Raw genomic sequence first — 26750 nt, 5'->3', positions numbered from 1 at the left:
TACGAAATTTTCGTATTATGGGTAACCTTTTTTATAATGCACTACGGGTTAATTAGTATTTTTTATTTGATAAACAATCGGTCATCAAAAGTAAACTTCTCCACTTTCTTGATTTTGACGTCTTTAAAATTGACATTACGAGGATTAATAATATAGTTGAATTCCCCTTGAACCGCAGCCGAAGGAACTTTCATCGTTAAGAATTTATTTTCTTTAAGGAATTTATCACCCATTTTTTGAGTGCTGTCAAGATGCGGAAAAGTATTCCAGTCTTTGGGAAATCTTTTCGGTTCAAAAATGTCAACATCGGGAATCTCGATATGGACCAACCGAAAATCTTTCGGAATGATTCCAAGCGGAATGTGAACAGCAATTTCTGTAACACATAAAGCAATAGATTGTCCAGTGTACAAAGCTGCATTGCCTTTGCTATTCCATCTCCCACCGGCTATTTCAGCTCCTTTTCCTGAGAGGTCATTGGCATAGATTTCTTTTGAAAGTCTGTAAACAATCATAAGACCTTACGCTAAAATACCGTGCTCTAGCCTTGTAAGCTCATCCATCAAAAGAGAAATCCCAAAGTTGCTGCCAATTAGATCTTGTGGTTTTGTTTTGCCTAAAGCCAAATTCTCTGCTTGCAACCAAATCAAAAAATATTCTGATGAGCCAAACACTTCTTCTCCTCTTTTATATAGCATCTCTATTTGCAATATTTTTTCTGATTGTAGTGTATCAAAGGTTTTTTCTTCTTTTTGATAACGGGACAATGTCTTCCCAGAGATATGAAGAAAACCAGCCCATTCTTGAAAGCTGAAAGGAAACTTTTTCACAAGATTATCGAATAACTTAAATGAAATACCTTTCTCTGCTATTTCTATCATTCTGAAAATACCACCATCATCAAAATTCTGATATCCATAAAGCGCCACTGGCTCTGCTACGGAATGTGTGGTATCTGTTGTTTTATATTTTTTCATCACATTTAATTTTCTACACCACAAAGATATGACTTTTGTCCAAACAAAAAAAGACTTTTGTCTAATTTTTTATTTATTTTAAGTTGATTTATTTTATTACCTTCCATTTAATTTTTACAAAATGAAAATAAAACCAGAGTTTGACCTCATTCCGGAGGACGGATGGCGAAAAAAAATATATGAAACAGTGTATTTGTCCCACACAAAAGCAGGAAAGATATTTGACATCTGTTTGCTTGTTTTGATTCTCATTAGCACCGCTCTGTTGATGGTCGAGACTATCCCTATCTTTAGATTAGAATACCATAGAGAATTTTATTACGCAGAATTTTTTATCACTTTGATATTTACAGTAGAATACATCTTGAGGATAATTTGCGTGAAAGACAGAGAAGAATACATTTTCAGCCCTTTGGGAATTATTGATTTCCTCTCCATAATTCCTTTTTACATAAGCCTATTTTTTCCGATTTGGCATTTTGTTGCTATCATCAGAATGTTGAGAGTTTTAAGGATTTTCAGAATTTTTAACCTTGCAGATTATATGCACGATGGCAGATTCATAGTCTCCGCGCTTAAGCACAGCTCAAGAAAAATCTACATCTTCCTATTGTTCATGGCAATTTTCATTGTTATCATAGGTTCTTTGATGTACCTTATCGAAGGAGGAAAGAATGGATTCAGTAGCATTCCTCAAAGTGTATATTGGGCCGTTGTAACCATAACAACCGTTGGTTATGGCGATATTTCTCCAGGAACTCCAATTGGAAAAATATTATCTATAATCGTAATGCTTTGCGGATACAGTATTATTGCTGTTCCAACTGGGATTGTAACCTCAGAATTCCGGAAACAAAAGAGAAACGATTTTCACTGTAACAGATGCGGGAACGAAGATAATGATGAGAATGCGCGTTTTTGCAAAATCTGTGGCGAGAAAATTATTTAATCAAAATAAAAAATATATTTCTTTTTACTTTAAGTTAAATTAATATTATAATACAAATAATTATAAATAATCAGTTATATTTGACGAATCAAAAATAATATATAATTATAATAACAAAATAGCTTAAACAGAGAATTATGAAAAAATTTTATTTCATACTTTGGGTTATTCTTTTAAATTGTTTGTACCATTGTTCATCTACAGCGTCAATTTCTGACCCGATCCCACATATTCTAGATGTAAAACACCACACTTATAAAACGGTAAATTTTGAGACTTCTGACGGGCTCAAAGTTTATGCAGATTTATATTCCAGCAATAACGAAAGAGGCCCATTAATCATCCTTTATCACCAAGCTGGTTTCAGCAGAGGCGAATTCAGGAGTATTGCACCAAGACTGGTTGACTTAGGCTTTAATGTTTTAGCGGTCGACTTGCGTTCCGGAGACATCTTGAATCAAGTAACAAATCTTACCAAAAAAGAGGCTTTAAGACAAGGGATATCAACAGCTTTCCAGGATGTAATCCCCGATCTGGAAGCTTCTTTCCAATATGCTAAAAATCAAATCAAATCTAGGAAAATAATCTATTGGGGAAGCTCTTATTCGGCGTCCTTAGGATTTTATATGGCAGCGAAATATCCGAAAGATTACAACGCGCTTATCGCTTATTCTCCGGGGGAATATTTTAAAATTGAAAATAAAAATATTGCAGAATTCGCAAAGGATGTTAAAATCCCTGTCTACACTTCATCTGCAAGAAATGAAGAATCCAGCTGGAAATCAATTTACAATTCGATAACATCCAAAAAACAATTTTATCTGCCGGCAAAAACCAAAGGCCATCACGGCACAATGGCACTTTCCTCATTCTATGATGACAGCGAAGAAAACTGGCAAGCTATTATTCCTTTTTTGAAAACATTAAGGTAAATTCCTCTTCATTTTCCAGAAATGTTCGTTTTGCTTCTTCATAGCCTATTTTGAAAATCTCCTCCATGCTTTGAGGTTTTCTTTCGAAAATGCCGTACTTGGACAGTTTCTTGGAAGTAATGAACCAATCACAATAAGCAAATTTGTAAATCTCAGTTCGGTGTGATAATAATTCGTAAGCACGTGTTGTTACAGCCTTTATCGTTCTTAAATCCTGAACTTCGACATCCTGAGGCGGCGTGACATATACGCCAATCATTTTATCACATTCATTATTAATGATATCTGCTGGAAAATTATTGAGAACACCTCCGTCGCTGTACATCTCTTCCCCAATAAAATAAGGTGTAGAAATCCCAGGGATACACGAGGAAGCGATAATTGCATCCACAACTTTGTAGTGTTTTTCAAAGACCTTCTGCTGCCCTGTTACAAGTTCTGTTGCTACAATCCTTACATCTTTGTTCAAATCTCCAATCGTCATATCCTGGAAAATTGGTGTAAGATAATTAAGGAAAATAATGGACGAAACAAAACCAGGTTGATTAAATGTAAAATGTTTCCAGTTGAAGAAATAAATTGACTGAAAAAAATCCAAAATCTCTTGCGGCGTCTTTCCCACAGCATACAAAGAACCGACGATAGAACCTGCGCTGCAACAAGAGAGGATATCAGGTTCGATATTCTTTTCCTTAAGAAACTTCAAAACGCCGGCGTGAGCCAACCCACGCGTTCCACCACCTGACAAAACCAATCCTATCTTCGAATTTTCCATTGAGTAAAATTAAAAAAACCGCAGAAGAATCTGCGGTTTTTATATATGAATATTATGTTATTCTTATTATATATGAATCACTTCGCCATAAGCAGCTGCTACAGCTTCCATCACAGCTTCAGAGATAGTTGGGTGCGGGTGGATAGATTTCAGAACCTCGTGTCCTGTAGTCTCCAATTTTCTCGCAACCACAGCCTCAGCAATCATATCGGTAACACCGTCGCCAACCATATGACAACCAAGCCATTCGCCGTATTTCGCATCAAAAATTACTTTGATAAATCCGTCAACATCACCATTAGCTGTAGCTTTTCCGGACGCTGAGAAAGGGAATTTACCCACTTTGATCTCGTAACCTTTTTCTTTAGCTTGTTTTTCAGTCAAACCAACAGAAGCAATTTCTGGATGACAGTATGTACAACCAGGGATATTTCCGTAATCAATCGCTTCTACGTGAAGACCTTTGATTTTCTCAACACAAGTGATTCCTTCTGCAGAAGCCACGTGAGCCAAAGCCTGAGTTGGGATGATATCACCAATGGCGTAATATCCTGGAACAGAAGTTTCGTACCATTCGTTTACCAAAACTTTTCCTTTTTCAGTTTTGATTCCAACTGCCTCAAGTCCGATTCCTTCAAGGTTTGAAGCAATTCCAACGGCAGAAAGCAAGATGTCAGCTTCCAAAGTAATGTTTCCAGTAGCCGTTTTCACGCTGGCTTTGACGCCATTTCCTGAAGTATCCACAGATTCTACAGAAGCGTTGGTCATAATTTCAATCCCTGATTTCTTAAGAGATTTCTCAACGTGTTTAGAAACTTCCTCATCCTCCAGAGGAACGATGTTTGGCAAGAATTCTACAACAGTCACCTTAGTTCCCATTGCGTTATAGAAATCAGCAAACTCAATTCCGATAGCGCCAGAACCTACAACAATCATAGATTTTGGTTGCTCAGGAAGAGACAATGCCTGTCTGTATCCGATTACTTTTTTACCATCCTGAGGAAGGTTTGGTAATTCTCTAGAACGTGCTCCGGTTGCGATGATGATATTAGTTCCTGAATATTCAGTTGATTTTCCTTCAGCATCTACTACCGTTACTTTTTTACCAGCTTTCACAGTGGCAGTTCCCATAATGACATCGATTTTGTTTTTCTTCATCAAGAAAGAAATTCCACCGCTCATTTTAGAAGCTACACCTCTACTTCTCTGGATTACTTTTGTGAAATCGAATCCTGGATTTTCCACTTTGTTAAGACCATAGTCTTCTGCGTGCTTCAGATAATTGAAAACGTGAGCAGATTTCAACAACGCTTTTGTCGGGATACAACCCCAATTAAGGCAGATTCCGCCAAGATTTTCTTTTTCGATGATGGCTGTTTTGAAACCCAATTGAGCAGCTCTGATTGCAGTCACATAACCGCCAGGTCCACTTCCAATAACAATAATATCGTAGTTCATTGTGATTAAAAAATTTTAGCGAATTTACGGAAAATTATTGAAAGCATCGTATGACGAAAAGCAACTCTTGGAGTTGCTTTTCAGAAATTTAATATTGAGAAGTTTACTTTATCTGCTTGTAGCTTTCTATCAGTCGGATGAATTCTGAACGATAACCATCTTCGTCATTAAATTTTCCTTGTTTTGCAAGATTGATCATTTTGTCAAGGTCTTTATCTTTAATGAATTCCGATTGTCTTAAAACTAAACCAAACCAAGCAACAGACGCAGCAAATTTGAAATCTGACGAAGTAGTATTTAATTGACTTTTAGAATCTTTGATAGTCTGAATTAATTCTTTACTTACATCTTCATCCGGATTTTTATAACGGAATTTCACTGTTGCCAATTCGTCTCCAAATTCATTTTTAGAATCGATTTTAGAATATTTCAAATCAACATCTTGCGGACTGAAGTCGGAATCTGAACCTGCAGGAATGATTTCGTAAATAGCTGTCACCGTATGACCAATTCCCAATTCCCCAGCATCAATTTTATCATTTTTGAAATCCTCATTATTCAATTTTCTATTTTCATAACCAATTAATCGGTAGGATTTTACAAACTTTGAATTAAACTCAATTTGAATCTTGACATCTTTCGCAATCGCATACATACTTCCTGCAAATTCTTTCCCAAGAAACTTATTGGATTCCTGCATATTATCGATGTAAGCGTAATTTCCATTGCCTTTATCAGCCAGCATTTCCAAACGATTGTCTTTGTAATTTCCCATCCCGAAACCAAGGCAAGTCAGAAATATTCCGGATTGTCTTTTTTGTTCAATCAACTTTTGAAGTTCAGAATTATCGGAAACCCCAACATTGAAATCGCCGTCGGTTGCCAGAATTACTCTATTATTTCCATTTTTGACCAAATTTTCCTGAGCCAATTTATAAGCCAATTCGATTCCTTCTCCACCAGCTGTACTTCCTCCAGCGCTTAGATTTTCCAAAGCTGTCAGGATTTTTTCCTTATTCTTAGCTGAAGTCGGTTCCAAAACTACGCCTGCACTTCCTGCATAGGTCAAGAGCGCCACTTTATCTTGCGGACGAAGTTTTTCCAGCAAAATTTTGAATGAAGTTTTTAACAATGGCAATTTATTCTGCTCATTCATAGAGCCGGAAACATCAATTAGAAAAACCAAATTTGAAGCTGGTAATTCTTTCTCATCCAGATTTTTACCTTGCAAACCAATTTTCAAAAGTTTATGTTTTGGATTCCAAGGTGAATCGTTGTATTCTGTATTGATAGAAAATGGCTGATTGTTTTTTGGCTGAGGATAATTGTATTTGAAATAATTAATCATTTCCTCAATCCTCACAGCGTTTTTATCCACTTTCTGTCCATTGTTTATCATTCTTCTGATGTTGGAATAAGCTGCGTTATCTACATCAATTGAGAAAGTAGAAAGCGGTTCTGCTTTCGCTGATTCGAATTTATTCTCTTTCCATGTGTCGTAAGATTCCTGATTTTGAATCGGTTGCGTATTATTCAAAGATCTTATTTCGTCTTTTGATAGACCTTTAGTTTTGATGATAATTACGCCATTACTTCCTCGAGTTCCATAAAGAGTAGTTGCAGCTGCATCTTTTAAAACTTGAACATCTTTTATTTTATTAGGATTGATATTCTCCAGATTTGCAGTTTGATATGGGATTCCATCAATAACATACAAAGGCTGATTGTTGGAGGTTAAAGAAGCAACACCACGAATCATTAATTGCGGAGAGCTTCCTGGAATTTCTGGAGTTATTTGAAGTCCAGCAACTCTTCCATTCAAAGCAGAATTGATGGTTGTAGTGGCATATCCTAGATTTTTCTGTTCTCTTTTGATTCCCATTGCTGTTACACCAACGCTTTCGGCACTCACAACTCTTCCAGTTGCTGGCGGTGGTGGTGGCGGCGTGTACATATTTGTTGGACCTATTTCCAATTGTTTAGAAAATGTATGAGGCATATTTACATTTCCTACTTCAACTCGCTTGATGTATTTTTCCTCTGTTTGGTAATTGGCTTTTGTTTCTTTATATATATTGTCAACAAACTCTTTATTAGCTTTCACATCTTGATAAGCTATAATTCCATTCGCATTTGGAGGTGTAATTTGAGTGTCCTTCTTCAGATTTTCTTCAAAAGTTTTATTAAGGTCATCTATTTTTGTTGGTATTTCGGCTGTGTTTTCAGTGGCTGGTTTTCCATAATCTTTTGAAACAATTTGAGGTTCAATTTTTACCTTATCATCATTCATTAAATATAAAACGCCAAATGTCAAAGCTAAGCCAGCAACCATTCCGTAAGGCAACCAAAGTGGGATGATTCTTTTCTTTTCTTGTTTTTTATCTAATTTTTCTTCAACGTTTTGCCACACTTTTTCGAAATTTGGAAAAGTGGGTTTTTCTTCCGCCGATTTTCCGGCTTCTTTGAACATTTTATCGATATCTTGATTTTCCATTTTTTTAAACTTTAAGAATTAATTGTTTGAAGTTTCACCAATTCCTGCAACTTTTTGCGGGCAAAACTAACCTGAGATTTGGACGTTCCTTCAGAAATAGAAAGCATTTGAGCAATCTCTTTGTGCGGATAACCTTCCATTGCAAACAGATTGAAAATCGTGCGACAACCTTCCGGAAGAAAGTTTAGAAGTGATAAAATACCTTTCTCTTCCGAAACATTTTCTGGTTCAGCTTCAACCAAATCCACAAAATTCTCTTCAATCGAAATCGAAAATGGTTGTTTCTTGCGAAGTTTTTGGAGACATTGATTCACCACAATTTTCTTGGCCCAAGCGTCGAAAACCTGAAGGTCTTTCAATTGGTCAAGCTTTGTGAAAATAATGTAGAAAGCATCCGCCAAAACTTCTTCCGCATCTTCGTCGTTTTTCAGGTAACGCTTGCAGGTTGCGAAGAAGCGGCCTGCATATTCTTCATAAAGTTTCCGCTGTGCGTTGCGGTCTTTATTTTTGCATCTTATGTATAATTCGTGTTCCATATTCTGGCGTTTATAAGGAAAGATGCAATAGTTTAAAAAAGGTTGGAAATTTTTTGAAAATTTATGAAAATAATCTGATTATTATATAGGTTTAATTTGAAACCGATGGTTCTGCAATTTCTTTTATCATTCTGTTTCTTTCAATTAGAAAATTTCTAAGATAATTATTCAAGAAAAATTGATTAACAATTTTACCAAGAATTCCAAAAGGTGATTCGAATTCAAAAACATCAATCATCAACGTTCTACCTTGTTCTTCCCTGAAAATGTGTTGATGTCTCATCGATTTGAAAGCGCCTTTTAACATAATATCTGTAAACATTTTCGGACTTTCCATTTCTATAATTTTCGTAGTTAGAGTTTGATAAAATCCTAAATGTTTGGCTCGCCAAGTTACTGTTTCGCCTAACTCAATCAATCCGCTGGTTTTTCCGGCGATTGCTTTTTCGTTGGTTTTGGAAGTTGACTTTTGGTGAAAATCTATATTACGAGATAAGTCAAAAACCGTTTGAATATCAGCATTGATTAAGGTTTCCAGATGAATCTTAGTCATTATCAAAAGTTTTTTGAAGTTAAAGATTTAGAAAATCGGCCCGCGTTCTTTTATTATTTCTAAAAAGAAAGAACATGATGATTTTAAATATTAGATTTTTCATGATTCAAATTTTGTAAGATTTCTTTTTCGTTAGATTTTTTTCTTCCTTTCATAAAAAGTAACAGATTGAAAAGAAGCATTAATCCCAAATAAATTGAGAATCCGCCTACTTTTTTGCTCAAACCAACAACCAAAGATTCTCCAGTTATCAATTGATTAAATTCTATAATTAAGAGCGCAAAACCAAAATTCAAAAGATAAAATCCAACTTTAAATAAAGAATTGGTAGCTAAAGCAATGTCTGATTTCTGATGAAAAATGTCCATCATAAATACTTTTGCATTGCGGAAAAGTAGTTCGGAAACAATAACGGTCAATGTTAAAACGATTGGCAGATAGATTGCGTAGGCGGTAAAAGTGTAAGTAGCGCTCATAATTTTATGATTTAAAAGTTAATATAATTTGTTTGCGAAAATTAGCCAGTAGAAAAATATTGATATAATGCATTATTGCAATCAGTAAAAGAGTTTTGGCGAGTTTTGTGAATATCGAAACAATAAATAGTTCTGATGTTTCTGTTTTTAGACCTTCTGAAAGAGAGAAAGTAACATAGCCGATATTCATCAGATAATATCCAATCAGCAAAATTCGATTGATGGAATGACAAATATGGATATCAGTAAACAAATCCATGAGATAAATTTTCCCGACTGTAAAGCACTTCCACCCTACATAAACAATCATTGGAACTGTGATGAGAAAATAAATCAAATATGAAATCAGATTATTCATTTTGTAATTTTTATATTTTCAGTAATTTTTGAAACTTAATCTGAAATAAAAAAGGAAACTGTTTTCCTTTTAAATTCTTCGCCAAGCTCAGCTCAGAACGACAATTATTTTAACAAGTTGGTGATTTTCCCCACCAGCCAATGGTCATCGCTTTTTATCGCTAAGTCCATGATATTATTGATCTTATTGGTCACGTTTCCAAAATCGTCCATCAATTTGATAAATTCTTTGGCTTCATTAGAATCGTCATCTATATTTTTCAGTTCTTCCAAGAATGCTACAACTGGCTCTATCTCACGCTTTCTACGTTCTTTTGTAATTTGTTTGAATAGAAACCAGACATCTTTTGCTGCAATGAAATATTCCTTCCTATCCCCTTTCACAAATTCTTTTTTCACGATTCCCCAATCCATCAAAGCACGTAGATTCATATTGGCATTTCCACGAGAGATTTGCAACATTTCCATCACTTCATCCGTTGACAAAGGTTTTCCCTCGGCTAAAAGCAAAGCGTGAACCTGCGCCATGGTCCGGTTGATTCCCCAGCTTGTGGCAAAAGTTCCCCAAGTTTGGATGTATTTTTCTTTGGCTTCTTCGAGTTTCATTTTTGTAAGGTTGAATTGTTGTACAAATGTAATTAATAATTTCTAAACTTTCAATAATTATTGAAAATAAAATAATTTATTCAGAAATTTCCACCACTACACCATTCGTCCACTGGTAATTCTGTTGGAAATAATATTCGAAAGCGTGATTGGCTTTTCCGGTGTATTTCCCAGCAAATTCGGCTTTGGTATCAAGATGAACTTCTATGTTTTTCTTTGCATTTAGTTTGTACCAATACAAAACCAGATAATTATCGAAAATCTCATAATAGGCAATTTCATTACGCTCAATCATGGCTTTCAGGTTTTTCGGGTCCATTGTTAAACCTGCAGGAATTCCGATTTTTGCCGTTATCATGCCAAAATTTAATAAAATTGGATTTTCGATTTTGATAGTCATTCTTACATTGTCACCGATTTTAGCTTTGCTTTTATCTAAAGTCGTTGTAAAATAAAGTTCAGGATTTGGATTTTTATCAGGAATCAAATCATTGTATTTATAAGAAAAAAGAATAGGTAAACCGCTTCCAGAAGGATATTTAATCTTCAATATATTGTTTCCTTTCTTTAAAAATTGACCAATTGTCGAAAGTACTTTTAATTCTGTATTGTTCACAAAAAACTGTGGTTCTTCCGAACTTTCAGCTTTCGGATAAGCTTTGTAAAATTCTGTCAATGCTTTCAGTTTGATGACTAAAGTTTGTGTGGATTCGTAATTTGTGTTTTGCAGATTGATTCGGTTGATTACTTTTGTAACCAAATCTTTGTTGTTTTTTTGAGATTTCATCAATGACAAAGCAAACAAAGACAAAGCTTCTTTTCTGATATCATCGCCTCTACCCTGCATAAAATTGGTCTCAGCAACCACATTATTTTTATTGAATTTCTCCGTCATTCGATTGACCAAAAATTCATAATCTTTTGTTTTATTGAGTTGATAGGCCACATTTGCCATTAATGAAAGCAGATAAAAATCATCAGAATATTGATTGATTTGATACAAATGCGAATATTCTTTTGCAATTTCATTTTTCATTCCAGATTCAGAAAGTGCGTACAAAATGTAACCTTGTTGATTCCAAAAATATTGGTCTTTATTGTTCGTGTCATTGTTATCTTTGACATAATCATTCAAAATAAAATTACCTTTTCCATCTCTTCTTGACAGAATAAATTTCGAAGTTCTTTCAATCAAAGCTGGATTCACGGCCAAGACATTTTTCAAATCATTGAATTCCATCAAGCCGTAAGCTGTCAAAGTAATACTCGGAGGCGAACTTCCAAAGAGAGAAAAACCTTTGTCCTTAGTTTCAAACGTGAGCAAACGTTCAAATCCTGATTTCAGTAATTCGATTGCCCTTTTGGCTTCTTTACTGTCGATACTTCCTTTATTTTTTAGGAAATCTAAAATGAAATAATTTGGATAAGTTGTGGATGAAGTCTGCTCGAAACAGCCGTGAGGTTTTTCCTTTAACCTGTCAATATTATTCAAAAATTGACTTGCAGAACTTCTGAAAACCTGAATATTTGCAATCAAACTTTCATCCAGATAATCCGGAATTGTAAACGAAATGATAGAATCTTTGGTTGTGGTATGTTCCAAATTATGTCTGAAACCTTTTGCATCAATTGTAAAAGGCAAAATCTGACGTTCTTTTTCAGTATCAGTTTCTGCAATCAGTTGGATGTTGGATTGCGAGACTTTGTTACCTTGCAAAGGCAGAATGATTCTTCCACTTTCCTTCGGATTCAAAGTAATTAAACTGTCCGAAATTCCACTTCTAATCGAAATTGGAAAGATTTTATTGAAATCTATTGTTTTCTTTTTATCAGAATTATTTCTCAAAACCACCACGATTTTCGGTTCGTCGCCTTGCGTCATATATTGTGGAATTTTCGCATCGATTTGAAGCGTACTTTGTGCTGAGTAAGTTTTTTCTTCACGTCCCAAAAGTCCGTTTGCTGAGATTCCTTCCGCAATGGTCCGGAAAGTTGTATTCGCATCAGAATTGTAAAATTCCACTTTTGCTTTCCCGTTTTTATCCGTTTGGATTGTCGGATTCCAATAGATGGTTTCTCGAAAATCTGTCCGATAATTTGTTGTTGGCGTTTCGTAAACAGGATAACTGAAAACCCTTCCATAACTCATATTATCGCTATTGTAGTTGTAAAGAGATTCCTGGGTATAAAAAGTCCGCCTATTCAGACTCATTTTTTTGCTGTTGTATTTAGATGTCAGACTATTAATGATAATCACGCCATTGCTTCCACGACTTCCGTAAAGCGCTGTTGCAGAAGCATCTTTCAGAATAGTTACGTCTTTAATATTTTCTGAATTGATTTTAAAATTAGGATAATCAACTGGAATTCCGTCAATGACGACCAAAGGTTGTTTTCCGTTTGTAATGGAGGAAACGCCACGAATCACCACCGATTCTGTATTTCCGGGAATTCCTGAATTTGTTATAATTTCCAGACCAGCAACTTTCCCTTGCAAGGCATTAGGAACACTATTTAATATCGATTCCCGAGTTACAGTTTGAACCGAAGCTGTTAAACTTTGCCTGGCTCTCTCCCCAAATCCCACAATTACAACTTCTTCAATATTCTTATTCGTACTTACAGTATCAGAATAAACCATTCTTCCTCTACTCTGGAATTTCATCTTATTTTGCACTGGATTAGAAACTTGATTATTATCCGTTGAAGCTTCTTCCAGAACCGGATTATCTACAATGACTTCAAAATCTTTCCCCGAAGTTCCAGATTTTATTTTCTGAGTCACAATATCTGAACTGATTTCTGATGCCAAAAGTTTAATCTTGATATTTTCTCGTGCTTTTTTAGATTTCGCAACCAATTGATAAGAGTTTCTTGAAGGAAAATTTTTGAAGTAAAACCGACCTTTCTTAGTCTTTTGTTTCAGAATTTCAGAACTTTCATTAATCAAAAACACTTCTGCATCTACTGTTTCTCCTTTATCATTTTCAATTTTCCCGTAGATGGAATTGAGTTCCTCTTTTTGAAAAGTAAATTTTTTCGTGCTCTCAATTTCTGGCAACAATTCAAAATAGCGGTAACCATTGGTCAACATTACCAAATCCAAAGCTTCATAGGCTTTTGCTTCTTCTTTTTTGAAATAAAATGGAGGTTCTTCAATTTTACCCTGCAGTTCAGAATCCATTTGCAACCAGGAAATCAACGTATTTTGTCTGTCGTCCGCATAACTGAAAAGTTTGTCATCCAAAACACTCATCGAAAGATTTGAAGCAACAGGTTTTCCGTTAAAATCCTTGGTTTCGATATCCAAAACCACTTTTTCTCTAGGTAAATATTCGGTTTTATCTGGTTTAATGGAAATCTGCACGTTTTGATTTTTATTCACGAAAACAACTCGTTCTGCCAAAGGATTTTTATCCAAATCAAAAAGAGTGAATCTTGCAATTCCAGATGGGAAAATATTTTCATCAAATTCAATTTCAGAATTGGTGGAAACATTATTTTTTGTTTGGATAGTTTCTCCACGGAAACCAGCTTCTACACTTACTTTTTGATAATTTTTGGATTGAATTTTTAAAACAATTTTTCCATTCAGTTTTTCGATGTTCAAACTCACGCCGTTTTCCGTTCCGCTTGGAATTTCGTATAATTTTGAAATCTTTTGAGACGTCAATTTCAGAAAGAATTTTTGGTTTTGAATCGGTAAAAAAGAAAATTTTCCCATCCCGAATTTCACAGATTCTGTTGTTGAAATTGTCTTTCCTTTTTCATCCACAATTTCTGCTTTGATATCGACTGGTTGCTGAAATTCATTTAAAGCTTTGAGGGCAATATTGCTCTGTTTTCCGTTGATTAGACTTCCACCTTCTGGAAAAAACAAAATCTCAACTTGATTCAAAGTTACAGGAACGCTTCTAGAAATCGATTCCTGGAAAGAATTATAATTAAGTTTAATATTCAGCAAAACGTCTGACGAAGCTAAATCTTTAGGCAAATTAAACTTCAGCTGAACTTTCCCTTCTTTATCTGTTGTAAATATATTTTTCACATATTCTTTTCCTTCAACCAAAACTTCATAATTCCCTTCATAAAAAGAAAGTGGAAGATTCTGAAGATTTCTCAGACTGAAATCCGCCAAAACTTCATCGCCGGAACTCAAGCCTTTTCTAGGAAAATCGAGTTTCATCAAAATCCTTGGGGAAGAAGTTTTCTGAACCGTAATTTCCTTTTCAAAATAATTTTTGTGGTTTTCGTTCCGCATCCAATTGGTGTACAAACGCAATTTGTAAATTCCGCCTTTCGCTTTTTCATTAAGGAAAAAATCGCCGTTTGATGCACCATTGATGATTTGATAATTATTTTTTGAAAGCAGATTTCCTGCAGGGTCGTACAATTCCGCATACAAAATCTGACTCCAATCCGAAGGCAAATTATTCTGAGCATCTACAATATAAGATTTGAAATAGATGATTTCGTTCGGACGATAAAAAACATGATTGGAATGTGCATAGACTTTTTCTTTCTTGAAAATTTGAGTTTTTCTGTCGCCAAAAAGTTCCACGAACAATTTTTTCTCTTTGGAATCCAAAGGTTTGTCACGCAAATCGTTTTCGTTTTTTTCGTAATAGTAACTTGCTTTTTGTGCCTTTGAGAAAAGGACAAAAAAGAGAAATAAAAAGGAAATATATTTAAGTTTCATATGCAATTTCATTGTTTTTAAAGGTCATATGCAATCGTTGTATCTTTACAGGTGTTTGTGTTTATTAAACATATCGATTTCATCATTCAAAAATTTAAAATATAAAAGAAACGCTTCCTCCGTAAGTACGCATCGATGGAAGATTATAGAAATTCAAACCTTGTCCGTTGTCAGAATCGAAAAAGGACGTCTGTGCATCGATTTTGTTTTTGGACCAAAGCAAAATATTCTTTGCAAAAACGGAAAGTCTGATATTCTTTAGAAATTCTGCTTTCCTGAAACTGTAGCTCAAAGTGATATTATTGATTCTTACTGCATCGCCTTTCACAATGTAATTTTCTGCTACACCCAAACTTCCGTATCGGTAAAACTTATTTTGGTCAAAAGGCTGATCAACATTGAAAAAATCAACCGGAATATTGTTGACACTTCCATTTTGTAAAACGCCATCGAAAACAAAATTTGAAACATTTCTTTGTTGCGCAGAATTTGCAGAACGTCCGTAGTAATCAAGGTTTGCATTGGTTCCGTTCCAGATATCACCACCTTTTCGCCATTCTACGTCTATATTTAGACTAAATTCTCTGATGTTTTGGGTGTAAGAGAATTTCATTGTAAAATCTGGAATCGGATTTCCCAAGATTTTTTTCTCCGAAGAAACCAAAGGAAAACCATCATTCCCGATAATCATATCGCCATTTTCGTTTCGTTGATAGGCAGTTCCAATCAAAACACCCAAAGCTTCGTCTTTTACAATCCCTCTGTAAATGGAATTGAACCCGGAAATTGGTGCATTTTGAAAATCTCCTAATACATTGGTAACTTCAGAAGTTGTTTTATTAAATCCAATCTGAAGATTTCCATACCTAAAAGGAAAATTTTGAAGACCAAAGTTCAAATCATAACTTTTGTAATTGTGGTCGACAAGATTTTTTAGTAAGATTTGTCCATTTTCAAAAACAGGGAAAACATCATTAGTGAATTTCTTGTTGGTAAAACTGCCTTCGAGATGATATCTGTAATCATGATAAAGCCTGATTCCAACTTTCGATTCCAAATTATTGATGGATTTCAAACCGTTGAAACTTTGCACTTCCTGAATCGGAAAATAAGTATTGAGTTGCGAATCATCAATCTGTGTCAGAAGAAAATTACTATAACTTTTACTGAAATCGGACTCGTAAACATTTTTGTAAATCGAGCCAAAGAATTTAGCATGCAGACGATAACCAATCAATTCCTTAATATCCAAACTCAAAGCTAATTTTGGAATGAAAAACTCGTTTTTGGTTGTAGTATTTGAAGCGTAAATTCCGTTACCAGCTTCACCTTCCAAATTAAAATTATCAAAGACAACATTTTTAAAACTGAATTTATATCTCAATATGTAATCCTGAGAAAATCTGTGATAATGGTAATTTTCAAAATTGGTGTAAGAGATTTTGGTATCGTTATGATTTATAATTGCATTGAAGTATAATTTATCATTACTATAATAACTATCTCTAAATGAATACGAACCGCCGAAATTTAAATTGTAATTATTGTTATTTTGATTTCTTCCCGTTTCTATTCCGTTTGGAAAACCATAAGTCCAATTTTTATATGAATCAAAATTGGAAAATTGCGTATTTTCATAAGATTGAGAAACATAATATTGCCATTTCCCATCCTCTTTTGCCAACTTTAGATTCAATGCATTTTGATGTTCATTAAAATTATACCTTCTTATATTTTGAAGTAAAAAATAAGGATTGTCTGCAAATGAACTATAGCTACGTTGTAGGTCAAAAAGTAGGTTTCCCTGCTTGTTTTCAAAAGAAATCGGCGTTAATAAAGCATTTTGATAAACTCTATTGAAAAGTCCAACTCTGTTTGTGTTCGTCGCTTTTTGTTCATTGAATTTATAATTGAAACTAAGATTATGATTTCTGAAAATATTATTCTTCCCAAAAGAAACCCCAAAGTTTTTACTATCCTGAAACTGGTCTCTAATCAACAAATCTTCTCGAACCCAACCTAGATCCAAGCCGGCATTCCATTTTCTACTGTAGTCTTTTTCAAAATAAGAATTGATGGAAAGAAAAGTTGATGACTTCTGTGTATTTCGTAAAATCGAATTGTTGTATATTTTAGCAGAGCCAATGCTGTTAGCTTTGGAGACCAATCTTCCATTGACATCATATGCGTAAGGATTTCCGTCGAAACCTAAAGTCGAAATGTCTGGACCAAAGCTGAATATTTCGGAAGTTTCTGGACCATTCCACTGCAAAGCACCATTATTGTTTCGGCCTTGTACAAATTGGTTTTGAAGTTTTGGTTGCACATTTGGAGAACCAAATTCTGTTGTAAGTTGTAAAGAACCAGAGTAAAACAGTTTTTTGGAAACTTGATTTTTAATGACGTAATCAGCATCTGTTCGTCTTATCGATTGTATTCTATCAGATTTTCCGCCAATTTTTTTGGCGTTTGTTTTTGATTGATGAAAATTGGTAGAATCTACTTTTTTATTAGAATTAATTGCTGTCAAATAATCATTCGAGATAATAGCATTCGCTGAAGCAGACTTATTTTTGGACTCGATGATGGTCTTGAGTTCTTTCAAATCGTAAGCTTGAACAACTCTTGAATTTTTCTTACCATAAAGTAAAGTATCACCAGCTTTTGCCTCTATCATCAGATAGCCCTTTTCATCTGTAAAGTCGTAGTTGCCAGAAGTTTTGTTTGTAACAATCAGGTTTTTCAATGGTTTATTAGTAGAAACATAAAAATAACCTTCATAGTACAATTGAGAATCCTGGGAAAACAAAAAATTCTGAAACAAAATCGTGAAAAATAGAATGTAGAGATGCTTCATAAAATCCTGATTTTATAATGAAAGATGCATTTAGATTGCAAGTAGTTGGAAAAAGAGAAATAAGTTGTGTTTTTGTGAATCGTAAATTTAGAAAAAATAATTTAAAAAAATCATATTTGAATAAAAGACAAAAAAAGAATGTGACAATCCAATATTAATTTCAATTAACAATCGACAACAATAAGCATTTATTATTGTTAAATTTGTTCAATTAAAAATCTCATGAAATATACTTTAGTAAAACGAAATAAGAGTTTACGTACAGATTCTCATTCTCATTTTATTAGTTGGATGAGAAAGACGGACCTGCAATATTGGAGAGATAACAAAGATTTTATGGAAGGCTATTCTTACAGAAAGATCACGTTTGAAAATATCTTGATCCGTCATGCAGATGAAAGCCAGTTTGTAGAAGACCTGCAAAAAAATAACCTTTTGAAAATAGAATCTCCAAAAGGCTTTTTTGATAAAATTTTAAATTTTAATTCTTAATAGATCGCTGGATATTTCTGAGGATTGATTTCAGTAAACATCGCGTAGATCTTCTCAACCATATCATCAGAAGAAGGTTTGCTGAAATAGTCACCATCACTTGCAAAAGCTGGCCTGTGATTTTCCGCAGAAATTGTCAACGGCTCCGAATCCAGATATTTGAAGGCTTTTTGCTTCTCTAAAATCTGTTGAAGAATAAAAGCTGAAGTTCCACCTTCCACATCTTCATCAATAACAACCAATCGATTGGTTTTCTTCACGCTTTCTGCAATTTCATTGGTCAAATCGAATGGAATCAATGACTGAACATCAATCACTACTGCATAAATTCCTAGTTTTTCCAATTCATTCGCCGCTTCAGAAACGATTCTCCAAGTCGAGCCATAAGTCACCAAAGTCACATCCTTTCCTTCTTTTGTAACCTCGATTTTTCCTACTGGAATTGTGAATTCTCCTATATTGTCTGGTTGTTTTTCTTTCAATCTATAACCGTTCAAACATTCTACAATCACGGCTGGCTCGTCACTTTGAAGCATTGTGTTGTAAAAACCTGCGGCTTTCGTAAGGTTTCTAGGAACGAGAATATTAATTCCTTTAGAAAGATTAAGAATTCCTGCCATTGGCGAACCAGAATGCCAAACGCCTTCCAACCTGTGTCCTCTCGTTCTGATGATAACAGGCGCTTTCTGACCACCTTTCGTTCTGTAGTGAACGGTTGCTAAATCATCGCTCATTCCTTGTAAACAGTACAAAATATAATCTAAATATTGGATTTCAGCAATCGGTTTCAAACCGCGCATTGCCATTCCAATGCCTTGTCCGAGGATTGTTGCTTCACGGATTCCGGTGTCAGCGATTCTAACTTCGCCATATTTTTCTTGAAGTCCTTCCAAACCTTGATTCACATCACCGATATTTCCCGCATCTTCCCCAAAAACTAAGGCTTGTGGATATTTTGCAAAGATTTTATCGAAGTTATTTCGCACCACAACTCTACCGTCCACTTCTTCCGAAGCGTCAGAATAGATTGGTTTGATTTCTTTTACATTCGTTGCTTTCCATTCAGATTGAGAATATAAATGCGATGAATAATTATCTTTCTCAACTTTGAAGATTTCTTCGTACTTCGATTTTAAAGCAGTTCTTTCAGCGGAGTTTTGAGCTCTTGTAACTAATAAAGACTGTCTTACCAAATGGAAAATATCTTTTTTGCTTTTAGAAATTATTTTATTAAAGTTCTCAATTAATTGAGCAACTTCAACATTTTGACTTTTAATGGATTCTACAAACGGTAAAACTTCATTTTTTAAATCTGAAATAGTTTTTTGATAAGATTCCCAAGCTTTTTTCTGACCGTCTTTTACCAATTTTTTTGATTCAGAATCGATAGAATCTAACTCTTCAACTGAGGCCAAATATTCTTCATTTCCTTCAATCTCAATGCTATAATCCAAAATCCATTCACGGAATTTCAACATTCCGTCAAACTCAGATTCCCATTTCAAACGTTCTTCATTTTTGTAACGCTCGTGCGAACCAGAAGTTGAATGTCCTTGAGGCTGAGTAACTTCGGTCACGTGAATCACAACCGGAACACTTTCATATCTTGCGTAATGCTCTGCTTTTGCATAAGCTTCCATCAAAGCCGGATAATCCCAAGCTTTCACCTGGATGATTTCACAGCCTTGTTTTTCGTCCGCTTTTCTTTGGAAACCGGAAAGCATTTCGGAAATATCAGCTTTCGCTCTTTGATTTTGGGTCGGAACCGAAATCCCGTAACCGTCATCCCAAATCGAAACTACCATTGGAACTTGCAAAGCGCAGGCAGCGTTCAAAGTTTCCCAAAAATGACCTTCAGCAGTAGATGCATCGCCAATAGTTCCAAAAGCAACTTCGTTTCCGTCTTTTGAAAACTTCTCAGAACCTTCAAATTTTACTGATTTATAAACTTTGGAAGCCTGAGCCAATCCCAATAATCTCGGCATTTGTCCAGCTGTTGGTGAAATATCTGATGAAATATTTTTCTGTTCAGTTAAATTTTTCCAGCTTCCGTCAGCATTCAAACTTCTGGTGGCGTAATGGCCGTTCATTTGTCTTCCGGCAGATGCTGGTTCTCTTTCCACGCTGGTGTCAGCGTACAATTGCGCAAAGAAACTTTCGACAGAAACAGCACCGATTGCCAACGCAAAAGTCTGGTCACGATAATAGCCAGAACGGAAATCTCCGTTTCTGAAAACCTTTGCCATTGCCAACTGTGGCAACTCTTTCCCGTCTCCGAAAATCCCGAATTTTGCTTTACCAGTCAGAACTTCGCGCCTTCCCAAGTAGGACATTTCGCGGGAAATTCTACCTAAACGGTAATCTTCCAAAATGCTGTTTTTAAAATCCTGAAATGAGATTTGCTGAGTTTCTATGTAGGTTGTTTGCATAACTTTGAATTTTGACAAATATAAAATTTTTTACTGAAATTTTTATTGATTTGATATTCAGTAAAAATAAGATAATTTTATAAAGTATAAAAATTCATCAATTATATTTTTTCCACAGAATTAATGAATATTTTTGAATCATCAATTTGAACCAATGAAAAAAACGGCACCACACATTCTGAACGCTTCCACAAATCTTCTGGGATTTTGTCTCGTCATCATCACTTCTTTGAAGATTACGAAGTTTAGTCATCATTCTTATTTGGATGAATTTACCGTTGGAGCGATTTTCTGTTTAATGGTAAGTTGCACTTTGTCATTTCTTGCCATATGAACAGAAAAGGAAAAACTGTCAGACAAATTAGAAAATATAGCAGATATTCTTTTCTTTGCGGCTTTGCTTTGTATCTCGTTGGCGGTTTGTATTGTGATCATTGATGTGGTTTAATGAATAAAAGATTAAAATGTACAGTGATAAAGTGACAAGAGAATTAGGAGATTTATTTGTTTACAATTTAAATGTAGATTTTCGAGAAAGGAAAACTACTCTAGAATTTGGACAATATATAAAAGCAGATTCAAAGCCTACAAAAAAAATAATATTTGCCAATGTAATTTGGCAAGAATTTTCACAATTTGATTTCGTGAACATCTTTAACACAGTCGAAATTGATGATAATTTTGAAACATTTTCTAAAAAACACAATCTATATTTTGAGAAAATGAAAAATTACATTTCATCAGATTTATTAGAAGAATTAAAATCTGCGAAAAATAAATTCTACACTTTTAAACAAACAGCCGGATTTGATTGTTTTATTATTACTAAAGATGAAATTAGAATTGAAGATATAATTTAGCAATATCCTACCCAACCTTCACCGTCTCCAAAGCCTTAGGCAAAAAACTATTCGGGAAAATTTGTCTTGCTTCATCTGTCATTACACTTAAGTCGCTGTAGCGGTTGGAGAAATGTCCTAAAATCAGTTTTCCAACTTGTGCTTTTTTGGCAATCGTTGCGGCTTCCAAAGCTGTGGAATGTCCAGTGTAATCTGCCATTTCTTTTAGATTATTTAAGAACGTTGATTCGTGGTAGAGAACGTCGACTTTTTCGATAATTGGGATGATGTCTTCTTTGTATTTGGTGTCGCTACAAAATGCGTACGAAACGGAAGGTTGCGGGTCCGTCGTCAATGAGGCGTTATCGATGACGTTTCCATCTTCTGAGACGAAGTCTTTCCCTAAACGAAGATTCTGGAAATCACAAATCTCAATTTCTTTGTGTTTTGAGATTTCTTTCATATTCAGGTGGCGTTCTTTTGGTTTTTCTTTGAAGAGATAACCGTTGCAATAAATCCTGTGATTGAGCGGAATCGTGAATACTTCTACCCTTTTGTCTTCGTAGATTTTTACGGATTCTTTGCCTTCCAATTCGTGATAGATGACCTCAAAACCTTTGTACGTTTCTGTGATTTCGAAAATCGTGTCCATCATTTTTTTGATGCCTTTTGGCCCGTAGATATTCAATGGGGTTTTTCTTCCCAGAAGTCGGAAAGAGGCAACCAATCCCGGCAAACCGAAACAATGGTCGCCGTGAAGATGGGAAATGAAAATATGATTGATTTTGGAAAACCGCACTTTTGCTTTTCGCATTTGAACCTGAGTTCCTTCGCCACAATCGATGAGGAAATGACGTTCTTCCATTTCCAAAAACTGAGAAGTTGGAGAGGAATTGATGGTTGGAATTGCGGAGTTAAATCCCAAAATTGTAAGATATGTACTCAATTTTCTTGGTTGTATTGAAAATTAAAAGGGTAAAGATACAAAAACATCATAAAAATTACAAGACACCCCCTTTGGAATTGAGGAATTCTAAGAATTTTTTCAAAGCTTCACTTCTGTGGCTGATTTTGTTTTTTTCTTCCGGCAACATTTGAGCGAATGTCATATTGTGGCCGTCCGGAATAAAAATCGGGTCGTAACCGAAACCATCTTCGCCAAAAACTTCTGTTGTGATGTTTCCATAAACCCGGCCTTCGAAGTAATGTTCGCCATCTTTGTCTTTGAAACACAGAACTGTGATAAAATAAGCGCGTCGGTTTGGTTCATCTTTCAGTTCTTCTAAAACTTTCTCGATGTTCTTTTTGAAATTGTGATTTCCTGCGTAACGGGCGGAATAAATCCCAGGTCGTCCGTTCAGGGCTTCCACAACCAATCCGCTGTCGTCGCCAACACTTCCCTTTCCGGTTTTCTCGAAGCAGTATTTTGCTTTGATGAGGGCGTTTTCCTGGAAGGTGTTTCCGTCCTCGATGATTTCGTCGTTCAGGTTATAATCTGTAAGTGACGTCACGATGAATTCTGGACCGAGGATTTGTTGGATTTCTTCTTTTTTGTGTAGGTTATGTGTGGCGATTAGGATTTCCATAGGTTGTTATAAATGATAATTGATGAGTGATAATTGATTATGATTTAATTTTTGAAAGTTCGAAGTTTTGACAAAACTTGATTTGATGACAAATCTTGAACTTTGCGAAGCGCAACCCGGCTTGAGCGGAAATCCTTTTTTGTGGCTGGAAAAGCGAGGGCAAAAAGATTGGGAGCGGAAGACGGATAAGTTGCCATAATTTTAATCTTTATAAATAATATTCTTGTGGATGGCGAAAAAATAAAATGGAATTGCGAAAATTACCACGCCTGCGACAAGAAGAAGTTCTTTGTTTATGTTGAATAATCCGGAAAAAGTTTCTGAATCCGAGTACATCATCATCAATGCGGACAGTAAGTTATTGAAGGCGTGCAACAATATGGGCATCAGCAGAGATTTCGTTTTGTAGTACACCAAACCTAATACCAAACCGAGCAAAAATGCGCCCGCAAACTGCCACGGATTGAAATGGACGGCGCCAAAAATCAAGGCGGAAACGATAATTGCGGTGGCTGGAGCGACCTTGTTGTTTATCATTCCTTTCATTATAACGCCTCGGAAAAGGATTTCTTCCAGGATTGGTGCGAGGATGACGGTCATAATGACCAATGCAACCGGGTCTTTGAGGAGTTTTGCGAATTCTTTGGTGTAGAGTTCGTAAATCGGTCCGAGGATTCCGCCGGTTGTTGGAATGAGCTGCGTGGTGTAATCGGCGACGAGCATCATCCCAAACATCATTGGGAATATCAATAGATATACGCGAAATGGTTTGGTTGAAAAGTCAAAATTGAGTTTCTTTTTTTCTTTTCTAACAACTAAAAGGTCGAAGAATAATACAGGCGTGAGCATTGTTGCACAGTACATAAAGATGTTGAAACCGCCGGATTCGCTGATGTCTTGATTGAATAACGCCGACAATCCCAAACCGAGAGCGTACGCGAATGATTGCCCAATGAAAAGTCCGACCACGAGGATGATTCCAATGAAAAAATCGACTTTGTAATTTTGTTCCTGCATTTATTTAAGTTCTTTGAGATAGACCAACGGTTCTGACTGGAAAGTTACGTCTTCTGGATGAAAAATCTTGAAATAATCTCTTAAAACCACGTCGCAACGGACAACGCCACTTTCGAAATAGTCGTTGGCCTGGTCTTTTTCGCGGTTGTTTATCATATATAATTTGCCGGAATTGAAAACGTCCATTTTGGAATAATTAGGATTCAGAGTCAGGAGTTCCTTTTTGTTTTTGTGCGGACTGATATTAATCCAAAAATTGGCTTGTTTTGATTTGATGAAAACTTCCTCGAAACTTAGAGGAACCGAGGTGGATTCTTTGTTGTCTTTCAGGATGTAATTTCCGCCAGCATCGTTGATTAGTTTGGCTACGAAGGAATTTCCGCCTGGGAGAAACCATTGGCTTCCGTACATCTCGTTGCAGAGAACCAAGGAATTTGATTTTGAATTTTTGCTTAAGGCCTGGATTCTCTTGTAGTTATCTTCGATGTTTTGATAGGCTTTTTCGGCTTCTTTCTCTTTCCCGAACAATTTTCCGAAGAGCAAAAGGTATTTTGATTTTTCCAATGGATTTTGTTCCATAAAGTCGTCGAGGAAAATGAGTTCGATGCCGTTGTTCTTCAGGACTTCATATGTGTTGGCGAAGTTGGGAACGTAATTGGTGAAGATGACATCCGGTTTGTTGGAAAGGATTTTTTCGATGTCGTATTTTTGTTCGTTACCAATGTTCAGGATCTTACTTTCGTTGATTAAACGGTGGATTTTTTCTGAAAAAATATACTCTGGACTAGAGACGCCTGTGATTTTATTTTCTAAATTAAGTTCCGAAAAGAAGCCAATCAAGCTAGAATTTAGTAGCATTGCTTTTTTGAAAGGTAGATTTTTGCTCGGAATTACATTTTTGAATTTTCCTGAGGTCAACGTGAGGCTCTCCGGATTTTCAATATAATTAACTCGTGATGAGATGGTTATATTGTCATTTGATTTTTGAACGTTTTCTTTTTTGCAGGAAATTGAAAAAAGAAATAAAATTAAGAGTAAAAAAATGCGTTTCATCTTCCAAAGAAAGCAAAAAAGTACTATATTTGCAAACCTTTAAACAAGGCCTCGTGGCGCAACTGAATAGCGCATCTGATTACGGCTCAGAAGGTTACTGGTTTGAATCCAGTCGAGGTCACAAGACCGACATTTGAAGTTTTTTCACTTCTTTGTCGGTTTTTTTTATTTCCTAATCCATTGTTATACTGATAGATACACTGGGCGACAATGTTCATTTTAGGTGTTTGAAAACTTTTTCCATCAAATTCGACTTTTTCGGGAAATATCAAACACCCTATTGTTCTTTTTGTCAGCAGATCGCCCTGTTGGTAGAGGTTTGCAAGATTTTCCATTGAATCAAGTGCGTTCTCTATTTTTGTTCTGATGTCAAGTTCTTTGCTTTCTGAAACAATGTGTTGAAGCTCCTGCTCCAGTTGTTCAATTTGTGATCTCGTGAGCATTTTGATGTCTTTATAATCATCTTCATCTAATTTGTCCGCAAGATATTTATCTCTCGCACTGGCCACTTTTTCGTTGAGTAAAGTGATGTCTTTTGCTATTGACTTTCTTTTCGCTTCTATGTCGTAAGTGAACTGTTTATAATTATCCAGGAGTATCTCCTTCATAAGATCTTTTATGATTGGATTATATTCTAACTTTGAAATTTCCAACTCAAAAAGTTCATTTAACTTGTCAGAGTCAAATCTGAATCCGCATTTATAATGACAATGATAATAGTAATAGGTCTTAGACTTACCCTTTGCGCCACTAGCAGTTAGATTCTTGCCACACCTTGGGCAGGTCAGAAGACCTCTTAGGGGAAATCGTTCATTGCCAAAAACTCTTCCACCGGGACCTTCGACTTTTCTTTTTTTGTCGATGATCTTCTGAACTTGGTTGAAAAGTCTTTCAGTTATTAGTGCCTCGTGCTTACCATCAGTATAGTAAGCTTCCTCCTGTTTATAGTCTTCAATGTAGATCTTACCGCAATAGACCGGATTCCTCATAGCTTTAGCAAATGCACTTCTTCCCATCGATATCCCATCTCTCTTATTCATCTGAATTCTTACGTGGTCAGCTGGAATATGGCCTTTAACCAATTCATTGAAAGCCCATCTAATATTCGAAGCCTCTGGTTCTCTAATAGCGATGTACTTTTTACTGTCTTCATGGGCTCTGTTAATATAGCCATATGGTGCAATACCCATTAGCCTACCTTCTTTTTTTGCTCTTCGCATTCCATGAAAGGTGTTCAGTGCCCGTCTGTCATTTTCAACTTCTGGAGTTGAAAGATAAATAGCCAACATTAGCTTATTTTCGGGGACAGACATATCCAAAGGCTGCTCAATGGCTTGAGGAATAATATGGTTTTTATGAAGAAGACTGATCATCTGATAAGCGTCTCCTGTATTACGGCTGAAACGGTCCCATTTTGTAAAGAGAACCAGACTGCTTTTATGATTTCTTTTTTTGATTTCAATCAGATATTTTTTCCATTCAGGGCGTTCAAAGCTCTTGGCTGAATGATCTTCGTAAATAACCTTGTTGACTATAATGTTGTTGTTTTCACAATATTTGCGTAGTCTTTCGTTCTGATCTCTTTGGGAATAGCCTTTTTCAGCCTGTTCATCAGTGGAAACTCTTATGTATAGATCTGCAATTATCATTATCTTGATGATTTCG

The 26750-nt window shown here is 35.4% G+C and carries 22 protein-coding genes and 1 tRNA gene; 6 read left to right on the top strand and 17 right to left on the bottom strand.

Going from position 1 to position 26750, the window contains the following annotated elements; translation table 11 throughout:
- Positions 1 to 62: 62 nt before the first annotated feature.
- Positions 63 to 515, bottom strand: a complete 453-nt coding sequence (locus AXA65_RS12595) for an RES family NAD+ phosphorylase (protein ID WP_063970447.1) — start codon at positions 513 to 515, stop codon at positions 63 to 65.
- A gap of 6 nt (positions 516 to 521) precedes the next feature.
- Positions 522 to 977 (bottom strand): antitoxin Xre-like helix-turn-helix domain-containing protein, encoded by a 456-nt coding sequence (locus AXA65_RS12590; protein ID WP_086048195.1) that lies wholly within the window; start codon positions 975 to 977, stop codon positions 522 to 524.
- Between the two features lie 121 nt (positions 978 to 1098).
- On the opposite strand from AXA65_RS12590, the gene AXA65_RS12585 reads away from it, so the two are divergent.
- Complete coding sequence (locus tag AXA65_RS12585; RefSeq protein ID WP_063970446.1) at positions 1099 to 1926, top strand: ion transporter; 828 nt, start codon at positions 1099 to 1101, stop codon at positions 1924 to 1926.
- 137 nt (positions 1927 to 2063) lie between these two features.
- A complete protein-coding gene (locus tag AXA65_RS12580; RefSeq protein WP_063970445.1) occupies positions 2064 to 2858 on the top strand; it encodes an alpha/beta hydrolase in 795 nt (264 codons plus the stop codon).
- Here the strand turns inward: AXA65_RS12580 and AXA65_RS12575 are convergent.
- From AXA65_RS12575 to AXA65_RS12530, 9 genes are all read right to left on the bottom strand, one after another.
- A complete protein-coding gene (locus tag AXA65_RS12575) occupies positions 2830 to 3633 on the bottom strand; it encodes a patatin-like phospholipase family protein (protein ID WP_063970444.1) in 804 nt (267 codons plus the stop codon). The genes AXA65_RS12580 and AXA65_RS12575 overlap by 29 nt on opposite strands.
- 66 nt (positions 3634 to 3699) lie before the next feature.
- A complete protein-coding gene (gene lpdA / locus AXA65_RS12570) occupies positions 3700 to 5091 on the bottom strand; it encodes a dihydrolipoyl dehydrogenase (RefSeq protein ID WP_063970443.1) in 1392 nt (463 codons plus the stop codon).
- A gap of 103 nt (positions 5092 to 5194) precedes the next feature.
- Positions 5195 to 7585 carry a vWA domain-containing protein gene (locus AXA65_RS12565; protein WP_063970442.1) on the bottom strand — a complete coding sequence of 797 codons (2391 nt, stop codon included), beginning with the start codon at positions 7583 to 7585 and terminating at the stop codon, positions 5195 to 5197.
- An 11-nt stretch (positions 7586 to 7596) separates the two neighbouring features.
- Entirely contained in the window at positions 7597 to 8121 is a 525-nt protein-coding gene (locus AXA65_RS12560; protein ID WP_063970441.1) for an RNA polymerase sigma factor, read from the bottom strand.
- A 91-nt stretch (positions 8122 to 8212) separates the two neighbouring features.
- On the bottom strand, positions 8213 to 8674 hold the full coding sequence (locus AXA65_RS12555; protein ID WP_063970440.1) for an SRPBCC family protein: 462 nt from the start codon (positions 8672 to 8674) through the stop codon (positions 8213 to 8215).
- A gap of 83 nt (positions 8675 to 8757) precedes the next feature.
- Positions 8758 to 9150 carry a hypothetical protein gene (locus AXA65_RS12550; protein ID WP_063970439.1) on the bottom strand — a complete coding sequence of 131 codons (393 nt, stop codon included), beginning with the start codon at positions 9148 to 9150 and terminating at the stop codon, positions 8758 to 8760.
- A gap of 462 nt (positions 9151 to 9612) precedes the next feature.
- A complete protein-coding gene (locus AXA65_RS12540) occupies positions 9613 to 10113 on the bottom strand; it encodes a GbsR/MarR family transcriptional regulator (RefSeq protein ID WP_063970437.1) in 501 nt (166 codons plus the stop codon).
- 76 nt (positions 10114 to 10189) lie between these two features.
- Positions 10190 to 14812, bottom strand: coding sequence for a TonB-dependent receptor plug domain-containing protein (locus AXA65_RS12535; protein ID WP_165596603.1), 4623 nt, complete (start codon positions 14810 to 14812; stop codon positions 10190 to 10192).
- A 94-nt stretch (positions 14813 to 14906) separates the two neighbouring features.
- Entirely contained in the window at positions 14907 to 17669 is a 2763-nt protein-coding gene (locus AXA65_RS12530) for a hypothetical protein (RefSeq protein ID WP_063970435.1), read from the bottom strand.
- A 222-nt stretch (positions 17670 to 17891) separates the two neighbouring features.
- Here AXA65_RS12530 and AXA65_RS12525 point away from each other — a divergent pair, with 222 nt between their 5' ends.
- A complete protein-coding gene (locus tag AXA65_RS12525) occupies positions 17892 to 18161 on the top strand; it encodes a hypothetical protein (protein ID WP_131797814.1) in 270 nt (89 codons plus the stop codon).
- Here the strand turns inward: AXA65_RS12525 and AXA65_RS12520 are convergent.
- The gene (locus tag AXA65_RS12520; protein ID WP_063970433.1) at positions 18158 to 20590 is read right to left on the bottom strand and encodes a thiamine pyrophosphate-dependent enzyme; all 2433 of its coding nucleotides are present in this window, start codon (positions 20588 to 20590) and stop codon (positions 18158 to 18160) included. The genes AXA65_RS12525 and AXA65_RS12520 overlap by 4 nt on opposite strands.
- Before the next feature lie 154 nt (positions 20591 to 20744).
- On the opposite strand from AXA65_RS12520, the gene AXA65_RS20220 reads away from it, so the two are divergent.
- On the top strand, positions 20745 to 20924 hold the full coding sequence (locus AXA65_RS20220) for a hypothetical protein (protein WP_228391678.1): 180 nt from the start codon (positions 20745 to 20747) through the stop codon (positions 20922 to 20924).
- A gap of 130 nt (positions 20925 to 21054) precedes the next feature.
- Positions 21055 to 21450 carry a hypothetical protein gene (locus tag AXA65_RS12515; RefSeq protein ID WP_063970432.1) on the top strand — a complete coding sequence of 132 codons (396 nt, stop codon included), beginning with the start codon at positions 21055 to 21057 and terminating at the stop codon, positions 21448 to 21450.
- Positions 21451 to 21457: 7 nt separating this feature from the next.
- On the opposite strand, the gene AXA65_RS12510 is transcribed toward AXA65_RS12515, so the two are convergent.
- From AXA65_RS12510 to AXA65_RS12495, 4 genes are all read right to left on the bottom strand, one after another.
- The gene (locus AXA65_RS12510) at positions 21458 to 22375 is read right to left on the bottom strand and encodes a ribonuclease Z (protein ID WP_063970431.1); all 918 of its coding nucleotides are present in this window, start codon (positions 22373 to 22375) and stop codon (positions 21458 to 21460) included.
- Positions 22376 to 22430: 55 nt separating this feature from the next.
- Entirely contained in the window at positions 22431 to 23015 is a 585-nt protein-coding gene (gene rdgB, locus AXA65_RS12505; protein WP_063970430.1) for an RdgB/HAM1 family non-canonical purine NTP pyrophosphatase, read from the bottom strand.
- Positions 23016 to 23216: 201 nt separating this feature from the next.
- Positions 23217 to 24032: a CPBP family intramembrane glutamic endopeptidase gene (locus AXA65_RS12500; RefSeq protein ID WP_063970429.1), complete on the bottom strand. Its 816-nt coding sequence runs from the start codon at positions 24030 to 24032 to the stop codon at positions 23217 to 23219.
- Positions 24033 to 25085 (bottom strand): ABC transporter substrate-binding protein, encoded by a 1053-nt coding sequence (locus AXA65_RS12495; protein ID WP_063970428.1) that lies wholly within the window; start codon positions 25083 to 25085, stop codon positions 24033 to 24035.
- 47 nt (positions 25086 to 25132) lie between these two features.
- Here AXA65_RS12495 and AXA65_RS12490 point away from each other — a divergent pair.
- Positions 25133 to 25206: transfer RNA gene (locus tag AXA65_RS12490), tRNA-Arg, on the top strand.
- On the opposite strand, the gene AXA65_RS12485 is transcribed toward AXA65_RS12490, so the two are convergent.
- The gene (locus tag AXA65_RS12485) at positions 25172 to 26734 is read right to left on the bottom strand and encodes a recombinase family protein (RefSeq protein WP_086048194.1); all 1563 of its coding nucleotides are present in this window, start codon (positions 26732 to 26734) and stop codon (positions 25172 to 25174) included. The genes AXA65_RS12490 and AXA65_RS12485 overlap by 35 nt on opposite strands.
- Positions 26735 to 26750: the final 16 nt, after the last annotated feature.

Origin of the sequence: Chryseobacterium sp. FP211-J200 (assembly GCF_001643375.1) — a bacterium.
Classification (GTDB): Bacteria; Bacteroidota; Bacteroidia; order Flavobacteriales; family Weeksellaceae; genus Epilithonimonas; species Epilithonimonas ginsengisoli.
The sequence above is the reverse complement of the archived record's forward strand: the minus strand, read 5'-3'. Positions and strand labels throughout refer to the sequence as shown.

Coding starts and splice junctions, on each gene's coding strand:
- AXA65_RS12595 (WP_063970447.1), bottom strand. CDS start 515: ATGATTGTTTACAGACTTTCAAAAGAAATCTATGCCAATGACCTCTCA.
- AXA65_RS12590 (WP_086048195.1), bottom strand. CDS start 977: ATGAAAAAATATAAAACAACAGATACCACACATTCCGTAGCAGAGCCA.
- AXA65_RS12585 (WP_063970446.1), top strand. CDS start 1,099: ATGAAAATAAAACCAGAGTTTGACCTCATTCCGGAGGACGGATGGCGA.
- AXA65_RS12580 (WP_063970445.1), top strand. CDS start 2,064: ATGAAAAAATTTTATTTCATACTTTGGGTTATTCTTTTAAATTGTTTG.
- AXA65_RS12575 (WP_063970444.1), bottom strand. CDS start 3,633: ATGGAAAATTCGAAGATAGGATTGGTTTTGTCAGGTGGTGGAACGCGT.
- lpdA (WP_063970443.1), bottom strand. CDS start 5,091: ATGAACTACGATATTATTGTTATTGGAAGTGGACCTGGCGGTTATGTG.
- AXA65_RS12565 (WP_063970442.1), bottom strand. CDS start 7,585: ATGGAAAATCAAGATATCGATAAAATGTTCAAAGAAGCCGGAAAATCG.
- AXA65_RS12560 (WP_063970441.1), bottom strand. CDS start 8,121: ATGGAACACGAATTATACATAAGATGCAAAAATAAAGACCGCAACGCA.
- AXA65_RS12555 (WP_063970440.1), bottom strand. CDS start 8,674: ATGACTAAGATTCATCTGGAAACCTTAATCAATGCTGATATTCAAACG.
- AXA65_RS12550 (WP_063970439.1), bottom strand. CDS start 9,150: ATGAGCGCTACTTACACTTTTACCGCCTACGCAATCTATCTGCCAATC.
- AXA65_RS12540 (WP_063970437.1), bottom strand. CDS start 10,113: ATGAAACTCGAAGAAGCCAAAGAAAAATACATCCAAACTTGGGGAACT.
- AXA65_RS12535 (WP_165596603.1), bottom strand. CDS start 14,812: ATGAAACTTAAATATATTTCCTTTTTATTTCTCTTTTTTGTCCTTTTC.
- AXA65_RS12530 (WP_063970435.1), bottom strand. CDS start 17,669: ATGAAGCATCTCTACATTCTATTTTTCACGATTTTGTTTCAGAATTTT.
- AXA65_RS12525 (WP_131797814.1), top strand. CDS start 17,892: ATGAAATATACTTTAGTAAAACGAAATAAGAGTTTACGTACAGATTCT.
- AXA65_RS12520 (WP_063970433.1), bottom strand. CDS start 20,590: ATGCAAACAACCTACATAGAAACTCAGCAAATCTCATTTCAGGATTTT.
- AXA65_RS20220 (WP_228391678.1), top strand. CDS start 20,745: ATGAAAAAAACGGCACCACACATTCTGAACGCTTCCACAAATCTTCTG.
- AXA65_RS12515 (WP_063970432.1), top strand. CDS start 21,055: ATGTACAGTGATAAAGTGACAAGAGAATTAGGAGATTTATTTGTTTAC.
- rdgB (WP_063970430.1), bottom strand. CDS start 23,015: ATGGAAATCCTAATCGCCACACATAACCTACACAAAAAAGAAGAAATC.
- AXA65_RS12500 (WP_063970429.1), bottom strand. CDS start 24,032: ATGCAGGAACAAAATTACAAAGTCGATTTTTTCATTGGAATCATCCTC.
- AXA65_RS12495 (WP_063970428.1), bottom strand. CDS start 25,085: ATGAAACGCATTTTTTTACTCTTAATTTTATTTCTTTTTTCAATTTCC.
- AXA65_RS12485 (WP_086048194.1), bottom strand. CDS start 26,734: ATGATAATTGCAGATCTATACATAAGAGTTTCCACTGATGAACAGGCT.